The following is a 12,608-nucleotide window of genomic DNA, read 5'->3' on the forward strand; positions in this document are numbered from 1 at the left end:
CTAGCTACAGGGCAGCTTGGTCTTTACCCCGACTGAACTTCCATCAGTTAGCTAGGCCTAGCTTTGCTAGGCGCGCAACGGACATGGGAGACATGGGAGACGCTTAGCAAGAATTATTGGCCATGCGGGTGGCTGAAATGACCGCTAAGCGTCGCTGGTGTCCGTTAGAGCTCCCGTGCAGCGAAACGCCGCCGGTGTCCCGCGCCCCGCGTCCGCTTGCGCGCCCATTCACGCCAAACGCCCGCTCTCGGCCGCTGAAAGCATCAGCGCCGGGACCGGGCGTTTTGAAAATAATTCGGCATCGCGGTACTTTTCGCACCGCTTTTGCATATATATATTCTGTTTGATCAACTGTAAACCGAGGTGAATGACATGATAATCGCCATGCTCGAAACCGTGGAGCCCGCAGCTGCGCCTTCTCCGGACAAAGCCGCCGTCGCAGAACGACTGCGCATGATGGAGCTGGACCAGATTGCCCTGTGGGTTGAGCGGCTGCCCGACGCCAAGTGGGAGCGGATGCTAATCGATGCCTGGCCGGCACTCGCCAAAAAATGCGGACTGAAAAGGAACTGACCTTTTCAACCCGCATTACATAGGCCTGACGCCGCCCGAGCCGGACCGCTGCTGCAGCCGGACCATCGGACAAGCAGGCCGGCAACGCCCCGCCGATCTGTCGTAGGGGCGTTTCGGTCTGCCCAGCCACGCCGCCTCAATTGTCGTACGGCTTGTATATCCGATCGCTGGAGGAGCTTTGCTTGGTCTGCTCCTTTTTGCGCTCGTCTTCGGCATTGAGCTTTTGCTCCTCTACCGGTATCGGGTCGACAGTCCGCTGTGTGACGTAACGGTCGTGCAGCGTCTCCTCGTCCGTGGGGTATCGCTCGGGATGATTGCGCGTCTCCCGCTGCTTGTCCTTGTCCTTGTCCGCGTCACGATCCGAACGCTCGGTCTTCTCCCAGGGCTCCATCTGATGTCACCTCACTGTGATTCGACTTACGCTCTATTAATCGCAGCGGACGCTAATTGAAACAAGCGGCCAAGGTGAAACGGCTGACGCCGTCCTTTGATGGCGGCGCAAGTTTCGTTCCGAGAATATAGAGACCTTTTATAAGCGTGAAACTTATAAATGCTATATATTCAAGCAACCCGACGCGGCCGCGGTACCGGCCACGTCGCAAAGGGCAGGAACGCGCGCGTCCTGGCCCAGGCTGCCAACTTGCCTGGAGCAAGGTCGCCGTCGCGCACTACAGCCGATAAATGCGAGTCGCATTGCCGGCGCGCAGCGCCTGCTTGTCCGTCTCGGACAAGCGCTCCGGCAGGCCCTCCTCGAACAGTCGCACGACGTCTTCGTAGCTGCCCGCCTGCAATGCCACCGGCCAATCGCTGCCGAACAGCAGACGCTCCGCTCCGTATGCCCGCAGCAGCGTGTCGATCGGGCCCCGCACCCGCTCGGGCGCGCAGCCGCCAGCCGGGGTAATCATGCCCGACAGCTTGACGGCCACATGAGGCAGGCGCGACAGCTCGGACATGCCCGCCTGCCAGGCGCCGAGCGCCTCGTCCGTGTCCTGGAGCGGCGGATTGCCGAGGTGATTGATGACGACGGACTGACCCGAGAGCGCTTCCAGCGGCCGGCGCAGCTCGTCCAGCTCCGTCCGCCGCACGAGCAGGTCGATCACGAGTCCGTCCGCCTGCGCCCGCTGCAGGCGCGCCAGCAGCCGGTCGTCCGCCTCGCACAGCTGCCGGCCCGATAGCCGGAAGCCGCGCAGCAGCCGGTGCCGCCTGAGATTCTCGTACAGCGCCGGCGCATCCTCCGCTTCCCAATCCAGCCAGCCTACCACGCCGCGCAGCTGCGGCAGACGCTCGGCCTGCCCGAGCATATAGCGCGTCTCCTCGACGGTCGACGCCGCCTGCACGAGCACGACGCCAGCCGTCCCGCTCGCCTCCAGCTCCGGCAGCAGCCGCTCCGCCGTATAATTCTGGTGCAGCACCTTATTGTCCGGCTTGATCCAGCCATAATCGCCTCGGCTCAGCTCCCATAGATGCACATGGGTATCGATATACATGACCATGACCTCCTCTCGTCTGTCGGGACGCCACGAGCCACCGGCCCGCTCAGCGGCTCGGCGGCTCGTGCGGCGGCGCTGCAGGCTGCCGGTCTGCGCCTGCGTCCTGCGACCAGGGCAAGGCATCATCCTCGGCCCCGCGCAAGGCTTCGGCGTACACCCGCTGCAGCGGGACGCCATGCATGCGTGCAGCAGCCGCCGCGTCCTCGAATTCCGGCGCCTGACGGAGCAGCTCGCCCTCCAGCAGCGCCTGCTTGAGCCGGATCGGGCCGTAGCGCGTCTGCACGGTGAGCATGCGCCGCCCGAGTATGCGCCGCGTCCATTCGCTGCGGCGCACGCCCAGCGTCGTCGTCTCCTGCAGCAGCAATCGTTCGCAGCGCTCGGCCTGCTGCTCCTGCGCGAGCACGGTCAGCAGGACGCCCGGCCGGTTCTTCTTCATCTGAATTGAGGTGAAATAGACGTCCAACGCGCCCGCCGCGAGCAAACGCTCCATCGCGTAGCCGAGCTGCTCGCCCGGGCAATCGTCCATCTGCGCCTCCAGCACGACGATGCGCTCCCGACCGCCCGCCGCCTGCAAGGCGGCTTGGTCGCCGCGCAGCGCCGCGCTGCTCGACAGCATAACTGGCGTCGCCGTGCTGGCCGCTTCGCCGTCTGGCGTCGCCGTGCGATCCGGCGACTCTTGCAGCACGATGCAGCGCAGCACGTTGGGATGGTCAAAGTCCTTGCGTCCGGCTCCATAGCCGATGTGCGCGATGACGCCGGCCGGCAGCGGACCGAATCCATCCGCCAGGGCCCTCAGAATGCCCGCTCCGGTCGGGGTCGTCAATTCGCCGCGCACATCGAGCGGCGCCAGCGGAATGCCCGTCAGCAGCTCGGCGGTCGCCGGCGCCGGGATCGGGTACAGCCCGTGCGCCATGCGCACCCGCCCGCTGCCGGTCGGCACCGGCGAGGCGCTGATCGCCTCGATCTCGAGACTCTCGAGCGCGAGGCAGACACCGACGATGTCGATGATCGAATCCATCGCCCCGACCTCATGGAAGTGCACCTGCTCCGGCGGCATGCCGTGAATCTTGCCCTCGGCCTCCGCGATCGCCCGGAACACCGCGATGCTGCGGCGCTTGGCGCGCTCGGGCAGCCGCGCCTGCTCGATCCCGGCGATGATGTCCGCGGCGCGACGATGGACATGTGGATGGTCATGTGCATGATCGTGTGCGTGTGGCGTATCGCCGTGCTCATGTGCATGATCGTGTGCATGAGGTGTATCGCCGTGCTCATGCGAATGGTCATGTGCATGAGGCATATCGGCGAGCCCATGCTCAAGCGCATGGTCGTGACGATGTGTGTGCGCATGCCCTTGCGCCTCGCCGTGATCGTGATCGTGCTTGTGCGTATGCGAATGTCCCTTGCCGTGCTCCGCGTCGTGGCTGTGACTATGCGTATGATCGCGGCCGATTGCCTGCGCGCCCCCGCCCGGCTCGCCGAAGCTCAGCTCCAGCAGGCGCGCCGCGATGCCGCGCCGCTCGACCGGACGCACGTCCAGCGTGAAGTCGTCGAACGGCAGCTCGCGCAGATGCCGGACGATATAATCCGTGTCCGCCCCGGCATGGATCAGGCCGGCCAGCGCCATATCGCCTGCAATGCCGGATACGCAATCGAAATACAAGCGCTTGCCCATCAGTCCGACGCCTCCTTGACCAGCTGTTGGATCGTGCTGGCATAGTAGCCCGCGCCGAAGCCGTTGTCAATATTCATGACGGCGATGCCGGCCGCGCACGAGGTCATCATCGTCAGCATCGGCGTCAGGCCCTGCAGATTGGCGCCGTAGCCGACCGAGGTCGGCACGGCGACGACGGGGCGGCGCACGAGACCGCCGACGACGCTCGGCAGCGCGCCCTCCATGCCCGCGACGACGATGACCACATTGGCCTCGCCGATCCGCTCGCGATGCGCGAGCAGCCGGTCGATGCCGGCAACGCCGACGTCATAGATGCGGTCGACCTCGCAGCCGAGCCACTCCGCCGTCACGGCCGCCTCCTCGGCGACCGGCAGATCGGACGTGCCGGCGCACAGCACGGCGACCGTGCCGGGGAAGCGCCGCTGCACGATGCCGCAGCTCACCAGCCGCGGCACCTCGTGGTACACCATCTCCGGCAGCAGCGGCCGCAGCTCGGCCGCCAGCTCCGGGCTGACGCGCGTGACGAGCGCGCGGCCGTGATGCGCCAGCAGGCGTCCCGCGATGCCCGCGATCTGCGGAGCGGTCTTGCCCGCGCCGTAGATCACCTCGGGGAAGCCGGTGCGCTGCTCCCTGTCGATGTCGACCTTGCCGTAGCCGAGGTCCTCGAAGCCGCTCACGACTGCGCCTCCGCCCCGAGGACGCGGTTCATGCTGCCGCTCTTGTAGCCGGTCAGGTCCATCGTGACATACTGAAAGCCGAGACCCTGCAAATATTCGGTTGCCGCATGACTGACCTCGAGCAACCGCGCCATCTCCGCCGGCTCCACTTCGATGCGCGCCATCTCGCCATGCACCCGCACTCTAACTTGGCGAAAGCCGAGCCGCTGCAAATACAGCTCGGCCCGGTCGACCCGCGTCAGCTTCGGCACGGTGATCTCCTCGCCGTAGGCAATCCGCGAGGACAGGCAGGCGAAGCTCGGCTTGTCCCAGTTGGGCAGACCGAGCTCGCGCGCCAGCGCGCGAATCTCCTCCTTGCCCAGGCCCGCCTCCTGCAGCGGGCCGCGCACGTTCAGCTCGCGCGCGGCCTTGACGCCCGGCCGGTGCTCGCCCATATCGTCGGCGATCAGGCCGAAGGCGACATTGCTGAAGCCCTCGCGCGCCAGCAGCGGCAGCAGCTCCTCGAACAAATTGCGCTTGCAAAAGTAACAGCGGTTCGGCGTATTTTCCTTGTAGCCGGGGATCTCCAGCTCCGAGGTGTAGACAACCTCGTGACGCGCCTGCAGCTGCGCCGCCAGCGTCCTGGCCTCCTCCAGCTCGCGCGCCGGATACGTCTCCGAATCCGCCGTCACGGCCAGCACGCGATCCGGGCCGAGCGTATCGAGCGCCACCTTGAGCAGCAGCGTGCTGTCGATACCGCCCGAGAAGGCGACCACGACACTGTCCATTTCCCCGAGCAGCGCTTTTAGTTTGTCGTGTTTTTGTTGCAGCACACCCATCACAACCTTCGTTATTTTAGCACGCCCATCAGATTCGCCGTATCCTCGGCCTGCAGGGCGATTACGTCGTGGAAGCTGTCCTTGATGCCCTCGTACACGCGCGCATGCAGCTCCAGCAGCTTGCGATAATGCGCATGCCGGGCCGGATCGGGCAGATAGCGCGTCTGCGAGGCCGCCGCCTCGGCCGAAGGCGCCTGCATCGGCTTGCCCATCGCCGCATAGCCGAGCATCGCCGCGCCGAGCCCGGAGCTCTCGATCAGCTGCGGCACGCAGACCGGCAGGCCGAGCATGTCCGCCATCAGCTGACAGCCGAATACCGACTGCGTGAAGCCTCCGGAGGCCCACACCTCGCGCGGCTGCACATGCAGCCCCTCGAGCAGCTGCACAATAGACGCGATCTGCGCCATGACGCCCTCCAGGGCGGCGCGGACCATGTGCGCCTTGCCGTGCGACAGCGACAGGCCGAAGTACATCGCCCGCGTGTCCGCCTTCCAGTAGGGCGCGCGCTCGCCGGTCAGCATCGGCAGGAAGATCAGGCCGTTGGCGCCGGCCGGCGCCTGCTGCGCCAGCTCCAGCAGCCGCTCGTACGGATCGCCTTCGCCGCTGCCCAGCTCATCGGCGAACAACTGCTCGACGAGCCAGCGCAGCACGATGCCGCCGTTGTTGGACGGCGCGCCGACGACCCAGTTGCCCTTGGTGAGGGCGTAGCAGAACAGCTTGCCCTGCTCGTCGAGCAGCGGCTCGGGCACGACTGTCCGCACCGCGCTGCTCGTGCCGATCGAGACGGCGACGCGATCGGTATTCATGACGCCTGCGCCGAGGTTGGCCAGCACGCCGTCGGAGGCGCCGACGACGAAGGGCGTGTCCGGCAGCAGGCCGAGCTTGGTCGCCTCGCCCGGCTGCAGGCCGACCATCACATGATCGGTCGGCACCAGCTCGGGCAACTGGGCCGCGCTCAGGCCGAGCAGCTCCAGCACGCCGCCGTCCCAGTCCAGCTCGTGCAGATTGAACAGCCCGGTCGAGCCCGCGATCGAGTAGTCCATGACGCTCCGTCCGAACAGGCGCTGCAGCACATAGGCCTTGATATCGACGTAGCTGTAGCCCGGCAGCATCAGGTCTGGCCGGTGCTCGCGCAGCCACAGCAGCTTGGTCAGCGGTGTCATCGGGTGGATCGGCACGCCGGTGCGGCGGTAGATCGCCAGGCCGGTGCCGTCCGCATTCAGCCGATCGGCCTGCTCCACGGCGCGCTGATCGGCCCAGATGATGCTGCCGGTGAGCGGACGATGCTCCGCATCGACGACGATCAGGCTGTGCATCGCGCTGCTGAGCGAGACGCACAGCAGGTCCGTCGCAGGCGTGCCGGTCTCCTGCAGCAGGCGGTGCACAGCCGTCGCGACAGCTTCGTATATCGTATCCGGGTCCTGCTCGGCCATATCCGGCCGGGGAATATTCAGCGGGTAGCCGATCGACACCCGGCCCTTCATCTGGCCGAGTCGGTCGATCAGCAGCGCCTTCACGCTGGTCGTGCCAATATCCAGCGCCAGTACCAGCTTGCTTGCTTGTTCATTCATTTGCTCAAGGTTCCTTCCTTGTCGAATTGCCATTCGTAAGGCTCGCTGACGATCTCGATGTCCGGGTGCCGCCGCGCCTCCTCCAGCATCGATTCGGAGATCTCGATCTCGCCCAGATGCAGCGTATCGCGGATGCGGATCAGCTTCACCTGCGTGTAATCCAGGATGTTGCATGTCTTGACGGCCGCGCGAATGGCGTCGCGGTCACTCGCCAGCGTGGTCGCCTGCTTGGTCGGCGCGCAGACGGTCGAGGTGAGGCCATTGGCATAAGTGCCCGGCCAATCGGCCTTGTCCACGAGCCGCTGCGTCGTGAAGTCGGCGGTGCCGACGCCGTTGGCGTTGCCCTTGGATTCCTTGGTGAGGTCGAGCACGACCATCTTGTTCACCTGCGGCCCGCCGTGCGCGTACGGCGTCGGGTAGCGTCCGGTGACGTTCGGATCGGCGCCGTCGCCGCTGATGTTCTTGCCGATGTAGTCCATGACGAGCACGTCGAATTCGGGGAACAGGAACTTCGGCAGCCGCGCCTTGGCTTCCTCGAGCAGCACCTCTTCGCGCGCCTCGATGCCCTCCGCCGGCAGCGCTTCGACGAGGCAGATGCGGTCGTACGCATTCTCCACGACGGCCACGCCGAATACGATCGGCAGCTTCTCCAGCATGACCTTGGCCATGGCCGGCACGTTCTCCGCCATATACTTGAACCCGAGCTGATGGCACGCCTCCGCGCCCTTCTGCTTGCCGAGGCCGATGGAGATCATCTTGAGCATGCCGCTCTCGATGCGTCCGCGGAACGCCGTATGCGGCTTGACCCGGTTGATGACGACGATCGCATCGGCTTCCTCCGCCGAGATCTTGTCGGCGTATACCGGCAGGCCGTTGTCCAGCCGGTCCAGCAGCACGACCTCCATCGAGGAGCGTACCGGCGCGCCCGTGCGCGCCTCGTCGATGCCCAGATGCGCCAGCACCTCGGCCTGGCCCTCGGCCGTCGCGCCGCCGTGGCTGCCCATGCACGGCACGATGAACGGCTCGCCGCCCGCGGCCTTGATTGCCTCGACGAGGCAGCGCGTCAGCTCGTCGATGCGCGAGACGCCGCGGCTGCCGACGGCGACCGCGACCTTCATGCCCGGCTTGATGCGCTCGATGCAGCCAGGACCGCCGAGCGCGGCGCGCAGGTCGGCGATCGGGTCGGGCAGCTCCGTACCGTCGAACTTCTGCTTGATGCGGACCATCCGCGGCAGCGGGATATCCTTGAGCAGATTGCTCAGCAGGTCGCTCATATCGTCATCGCCCCGAATCCGCCGTCCACCCGCAGCAGCGTGCCGGTCACGAAGGACGACGCCTGCTTGGCTGCCAGATACACGACCGCGCCCTGCAGCTCCTCCGGATTGCCGAAGCGGTTCATCGGCGTATGCGTCATGATCGAGTTGATCCGGTCCTCGGAGAGGATCTTGCGGTTCTGCTCGGCCGGGAAGAAGCCCGGGATGATCGCATTGACGCGAATGTCATGCGGCGCGAATTCGCGCGCGAGGAACTTGGTGACGCTGTTGACGCCGGCCTTGGACGCCGAATACGTAAATACGCGCGAGAGCGGCGGCTCCGACGACACGGAGGAAATGTTGATGATCGAGCCGCCCCGGCCCTGATCGATCATATGCTTGCCGAAAATCTGGCTGGAGACGACGACGCTCTTGAGATTGACGTCCATGATGCGGTCCCATTCGTCCATCTTCAGCTCGAAGAACGGCGTCGCGCTGTTCGTGCCGGAGCAATTGACGACCGTGTCCACGCCGCCGCCCCATGCGACGACCTGACGCAGCGTCTCCTGCAGATCGGACTCGCTCGTCACATCAGCCTGAATGCAGAGCGCCTCGCCGCCGGCTTCCTCGACCTGCTTTTTTACCTCTTCCGCTTTGTCCATGTTGCGTCCGACGATGGCGACGCGCGCGCCGTGCGCGCCGAGCGCGACGGACATCGCGCCGCCCAGCACGCCGTTGCCGCCCAGCACGATGGACGTTGTTCCGCTAAGATCAAATAATTTCATTGTAAATATCCTCCTTGGGGATCAAAATATCGCTAAGCATATCGAATCGCTTCGGGCTCGGCTTGGCTGCCAGTTTCCTAAGCGCGACTCCATTTAACTGTGGTTGCACTCTTGACAGCGCTTCTATGTCTGCATCAGCAGCCGTCGGTATTTCTCCGGCGTCTCGCCTACGTATTTTTTGAATACGCGGCTGAAGTGGGCCGGATGCTTGAAGCCCACCTGGTAGGAAATGTCGGTCAACGACACGTCCGGCTGCATCGTCATCAGAATGCGCGATTGATTAATACGACGCTCAAACAGGTAATTAAAAATCGTCACGCCCGTCACGCTTTTGAACAGCTTGGCCAAATAGTGCCGGTTCAGGTGAAGCGCGCTTTCCAGGTCGTCCAGGTGGATATCTTCCATATAGCGATGCTCCACGAAGGTGATGATGTCCTGCACGTGCTGCAGCTTCTCGCTCGACTGCCCGTCGCTGCGCTCCACCATCTCCTCGCAGAGCCGGTACACAAACGCCAGCAGCTCGTAAAATGCGAGATGAAAGCGGAAATACGCCAGCTTGTCCTGCGGGACGTTGCAGTCGCTCATCCTGCGCAGCAGCGCTTCGGCCTCTTCGCGCTGTTGCGCATTGAGGCGAAGCCGTACATTCTGCAACTGACGGAACGGCTCGATCAGCTCCGCCGTGCCGGGAATCTGCACCGTCTCCGTGATATAGGCCGGGTTGAAGTGACAGACGCTGCGCACATAGGAGCGGCTCTTGTCGATATTGGCACAGTGCAAGGTCATGCCGTGCATCAGGATGAGGTCGCCTGGCGCCAGCTCGAAAAGCTTGTCGCCGATCAGGTAGCTGCAGCTTCCTTCGTGGAAATAATAGATTTCGTACTCCGGGTGCGAGTGAAACAACGCATGAATCGGCTGATCATCTCGAAACCGGTAATTGATGCGATTGGTGTGAATGACAGAACGGGAGGCTAGCACGATCACGGCTCCTCTCAATACGGCTTCATTCATTATAACAAGAATCCCCGCTTCGCGCACAATGCTTCCTGCTATATGACGACACAGGCGGGTTGGGCTATAATAGGCGTATGGAACGATGGCGGTCCGCCGGAGGTGTGTGATGCTGCCCGACCCACCCGTATTGCAAACGAAAATCGCCGTGCCGGTCGTCAAGTCCGGCGAGGTAGCCCGTCCGCGCCTGCTCGAGGCGCTCGATCGCGCCGCCGCGCACCGACTGACGCTGCTCTTTGCGCCGGCCGGCGCAGGCAAGTCGACGCTGCTGGCGCAGTGGACGGGCGGACGCCGCGAAGCCATAGCCTGGCTGACGCTCGATCCGATGGACAACGACCCCGCCCGACTCGCGCGCTATGCAGCCGCCGCGCTCGTGCGCGCGCTGCCGGGCCGTGCCGGCGAACGCATCGGCGCACTGGCTGCCTTGCTTCCTCGCATGGAGATGACGAGCGCAATCGACGCGCTGCTGCACGAGCTTGGCCTGCTGGACCAGCCGCTGCTTTTTGTGGTCGACGACGGACATGCGCTGACGGCGCCTCCTGTCGTGGAGGCCGTGACGTATCTGATCGGTCATCTGCCGGAGACCGTCCGTCTGGTACTGGCCGGCCGGGGCGAGCCGCCCTTTTCCGCCTCCAGGTGGCGCGTGCTGGGCGAGTGCGCGCGGATCGATCCGGCATCGCTGCGCTTCACGGAGCCGGAGGCGGCCGCCTTCTACCGGCTCAATGGCGGGCTGCCGCCGCATCAGCTGCGCCTGCTGCTGGACAAGACCGAGGGCTGGGCCGCCGGTCTGCGGCTCGCCGCGGAGGCGATGCGCGACGCGGAGGACGCAGAGCGGCTGGTCGCAGGCTTCTCCGGCTCGCATCGCGACGTCGCCGACTATATGCTGCATGAGGTGATGGCTTCGCTGCCCGCAGCGCTGGCGGATTTTCTCTCGCGCACCTGTGTGCTGCTCCGCTTCGACGCGGCTGCCTGCGATGCCGTCGCAGGCCGATCCGATAGCGCGCGTCCGCTCCAGCAGCTGCTGGAGCGGGGGGTGTACATCCTGCCTTGCGGCCCCGAGCCCGGCTGGTATCGGGTTCATCAGCTGCTGGGCGAATACTTGCGCGACCGGCTCCGGCTGTATGATCCTGCGCTGTGGCGGGAGAGCCACCGTCGCGCAGCTGTCAGCTTCGCCGCGCGCAGCCTGCTCGACGAAGCGATCGATCATGCGCTGGCCGGGGCGGATTATGCGCTGGCCGAGCAGCTGCTGCAGGCCCACATCGCGGCCGTGCTGCAGCGCGGCGAGCTGCTTACCTTGCAGCGTTGGCTGAGCTGCTTTCCGCAGCCCGAGACGCTGGGCGAGCGCCTGTCGCTGCTGCATGCCTTCGTGCTGTTGATGACGGGCCATGCGGAGGCGGCCGAGCAGATTCTGGCCCGGCTGGAGCGAGTTAGCGCCGAGCTGACCGGCGGCGCGCGCAAGCGGACACTCCAGAGCGGACTGCTCTTTGTCAAGTCCAATGTCGTTTTCCACACCGGCCGTTTCGAGGAATGGATTGCTTATATCGGCGGCTTGCTGGACGAGGAGCTGCCGCAGGATCCGATTTTTTATAACTTCAACTACAACTTGAGCGAGCCTACCGTCCTGCGCACGGATCTCTCGCATCGCGGCGCGCTGTCGCCGGAGATGGAGCAGATCGCCCACCTGTTCAGCCGCACGCTCGCGATGCACGGCTGGACAGACGCGCTGATTCATCTGTATGTGCTGCAATCGCTGAGCGAGGGCTACTACGAATGGAACCGGCTCGCGGAGAGCCGCGAGCTGCTGGCGCGCGTCGGCGCTTCTCCGCGGCTCGGGGAGATCCCCGGCCTGCTCGTCCCGCATGCCATTGCGTCGGCGCGGCTCTACGCGGCGCAGGCGCGATGGGACCTCGCGCTCGACACGCTCGAGGAGGCCGTGCGGTTTCTGACCCCCGAGCATGCGCCGCACTGGCGCCGGCAGCTGACAGCGTGCACAGTGCGCGTGCTGCTGCGTGCCGGACGGCTCGACGCAGCCAGGGCCAGCGCCGCTACCCTCGAGACGGACGCCGCCGACCGCCCCTCCCTGAGCCGGGAATACGAGCACTTGGCCTGGGCGCGCGTGCAGCTCGCCTCCGGGAGACCGGAGCAGGCGAGACGGCTGCTCGAGCGGCTGCTCCCCCAAGCGGCGCGGCGCCGCAGCATCGTCTGTCTGGTGGAGATGCAGGTCCTGCTGACGCTGTGCGCCTGGCAGCAGTCGCATAGCCGCGAAGCGCTGGCCGCCCTGCAGGAGGCGCTCCTCGGCGGAGCTGCGCACGGGTACGTCCGCAGCTTCGTCGACGAAGGCGGCCCGATGCGCGAGCTGCTGCAGGCGTACGCGGCCCAGGCCGCGAGCGGACGCGCAGCCGACGGGGCGAGCGAGGAGGCAGCCCGCTATGCGCGGCGACTGCTCGGCATCTGGCCGAACCGGGCCCGGAACGCGCCGGCCGCGTCGGCTGCCTCAGTCGAGCTGATCGAAGCGCTCTCCCCGGCGGAGCTGCGGATGCTGCGTCTGATCCGGCAGGGCGCCTCCAATCGCGACATCGCCGCCACGCTGTTGCTGTCCGAGGGCACGGTCAAGGTGTACCTCTCGCGCATGTACGACAAGCTGGGCGTCTCCTCTCGCACGCGGGCACTCGTCGCCGCCGCCGAGCTGGGACTGCTTGAATCGGGAGATCCGCCGTTGTAATTTCCAGCAGCACTGATCATGCAAGACGAATTATTCTAG

General features: G+C 65.5%; 11 protein-coding genes. 2 read left to right on the forward strand and 9 right to left on the reverse strand.

Going from position 1 to position 12,608, the window contains the following annotated elements; all coding sequences use genetic code 11:
- Positions 1–372 precede the first annotated feature (372 nt).
- On the forward strand, positions 373–573 hold the full coding sequence (locus tag IDH44_RS07305; RefSeq protein WP_190916161.1) for a hypothetical protein: 201 nt from the start codon (positions 373–375) through the stop codon (positions 571–573).
- Between the two features lie 136 nt (positions 574–709).
- Here IDH44_RS07305 and IDH44_RS07310 read toward each other — a convergent pair whose 3' ends face one another.
- The 9 genes from IDH44_RS07310 to IDH44_RS07350 form a co-directional block, all read right to left on the reverse strand.
- Positions 710–964 carry a hypothetical protein gene (locus tag IDH44_RS07310; protein ID WP_190916163.1) on the reverse strand — a complete coding sequence of 85 codons (255 nt, stop codon included), beginning with the start codon at positions 962–964 and terminating at the stop codon, positions 710–712.
- A 277-nt stretch (positions 965–1,241) separates the two neighbouring features.
- Positions 1,242–2,060 (reverse strand): amidohydrolase family protein, encoded by an 819-nt coding sequence (locus tag IDH44_RS07315; protein WP_190916164.1) that lies wholly within the window; start codon positions 2,058–2,060, stop codon positions 1,242–1,244.
- 49 nt (positions 2,061–2,109) lie between these two features.
- Entirely contained in the window at positions 2,110–3,735 is a 1,626-nt protein-coding gene (gene larC, locus IDH44_RS07320; protein ID WP_190916166.1) for a nickel pincer cofactor biosynthesis protein LarC, read from the reverse strand.
- Positions 3,735–4,412, reverse strand: coding sequence for a nickel pincer cofactor biosynthesis protein LarB (larB, locus tag IDH44_RS07325; protein WP_190916168.1), 678 nt, complete (start codon positions 4,410–4,412; stop codon positions 3,735–3,737). The genes larC and larB overlap by 1 nt, the downstream gene beginning before the upstream one ends.
- A complete protein-coding gene (larE, locus tag IDH44_RS07330) occupies positions 4,409–5,224 on the reverse strand; it encodes an ATP-dependent sacrificial sulfur transferase LarE (RefSeq protein ID WP_190916169.1) in 816 nt (271 codons plus the stop codon). Before larE ends, larB begins: the two co-directional genes overlap by 4 nt.
- A 17-nt stretch (positions 5,225–5,241) precedes the next feature.
- Positions 5,242–6,801 (reverse strand): gluconokinase, encoded by a 1,560-nt coding sequence (locus IDH44_RS07335; protein WP_190916171.1) that lies wholly within the window; start codon positions 6,799–6,801, stop codon positions 5,242–5,244.
- The gene (locus tag IDH44_RS07340) at positions 6,798–8,075 is read right to left on the reverse strand and encodes a nickel-dependent lactate racemase family protein (protein ID WP_190916173.1); all 1,278 of its coding nucleotides are present in this window, start codon (positions 8,073–8,075) and stop codon (positions 6,798–6,800) included. Before IDH44_RS07340 ends, IDH44_RS07335 begins: the two co-directional genes overlap by 4 nt.
- On the reverse strand, positions 8,072–8,839 hold the full coding sequence (locus IDH44_RS07345; RefSeq protein WP_190916175.1) for an SDR family oxidoreductase: 768 nt from the start codon (positions 8,837–8,839) through the stop codon (positions 8,072–8,074). The genes IDH44_RS07340 and IDH44_RS07345 overlap by 4 nt, the downstream gene beginning before the upstream one ends.
- A 123-nt stretch (positions 8,840–8,962) precedes the next feature.
- Positions 8,963–9,847, reverse strand: coding sequence for a helix-turn-helix transcriptional regulator (locus tag IDH44_RS07350; protein ID WP_190916176.1), 885 nt, complete (start codon positions 9,845–9,847; stop codon positions 8,963–8,965).
- A 109-nt stretch (positions 9,848–9,956) separates the two neighbouring features.
- Here IDH44_RS07350 and IDH44_RS07355 point away from each other — a divergent pair, with 109 nt between their 5' ends.
- Positions 9,957–12,569, forward strand: coding sequence for a LuxR C-terminal-related transcriptional regulator (locus IDH44_RS07355; RefSeq protein ID WP_190916178.1), 2,613 nt, complete (start codon positions 9,957–9,959; stop codon positions 12,567–12,569).
- The last annotated feature ends 39 nt before the right edge of the window (positions 12,570–12,608 follow it).

The organism is Paenibacillus sabuli (assembly GCF_014705605.1).
In the GTDB taxonomy this organism is placed as follows: domain Bacteria; phylum Bacillota; class Bacilli; order Paenibacillales; family Paenibacillaceae; genus Paenibacillus_D; species Paenibacillus_D sabuli.

Coding starts and splice junctions, on each gene's coding strand:
- IDH44_RS07305 (WP_190916161.1), top strand. CDS start 373: ATGATAATCGCCATGCTCGAAACCGTGGAGCCCGCAGCTGCGCCTTCT.
- IDH44_RS07310 (WP_190916163.1), bottom strand. CDS start 964: ATGGAGCCCTGGGAGAAGACCGAGCGTTCGGATCGTGACGCGGACAAG.
- IDH44_RS07315 (WP_190916164.1), bottom strand. CDS start 2,060: ATGTATATCGATACCCATGTGCATCTATGGGAGCTGAGCCGAGGCGAT.
- larC (WP_190916166.1), bottom strand. CDS start 3,735: ATGGGCAAGCGCTTGTATTTCGATTGCGTATCCGGCATTGCAGGCGAT.
- IDH44_RS07335 (WP_190916171.1), bottom strand. CDS start 6,801: ATGAATGAACAAGCAAGCAAGCTGGTACTGGCGCTGGATATTGGCACG.
- IDH44_RS07340 (WP_190916173.1), bottom strand. CDS start 8,075: ATGAGCGACCTGCTGAGCAATCTGCTCAAGGATATCCCGCTGCCGCGG.
- IDH44_RS07345 (WP_190916175.1), bottom strand. CDS start 8,839: ATGAAATTATTTGATCTTAGCGGAACAACGTCCATCGTGCTGGGCGGC.
- IDH44_RS07350 (WP_190916176.1), bottom strand. CDS start 9,847: ATGAATGAAGCCGTATTGAGAGGAGCCGTGATCGTGCTAGCCTCCCGT.
- IDH44_RS07355 (WP_190916178.1), top strand. CDS start 9,957: ATGCTGCCCGACCCACCCGTATTGCAAACGAAAATCGCCGTGCCGGTC.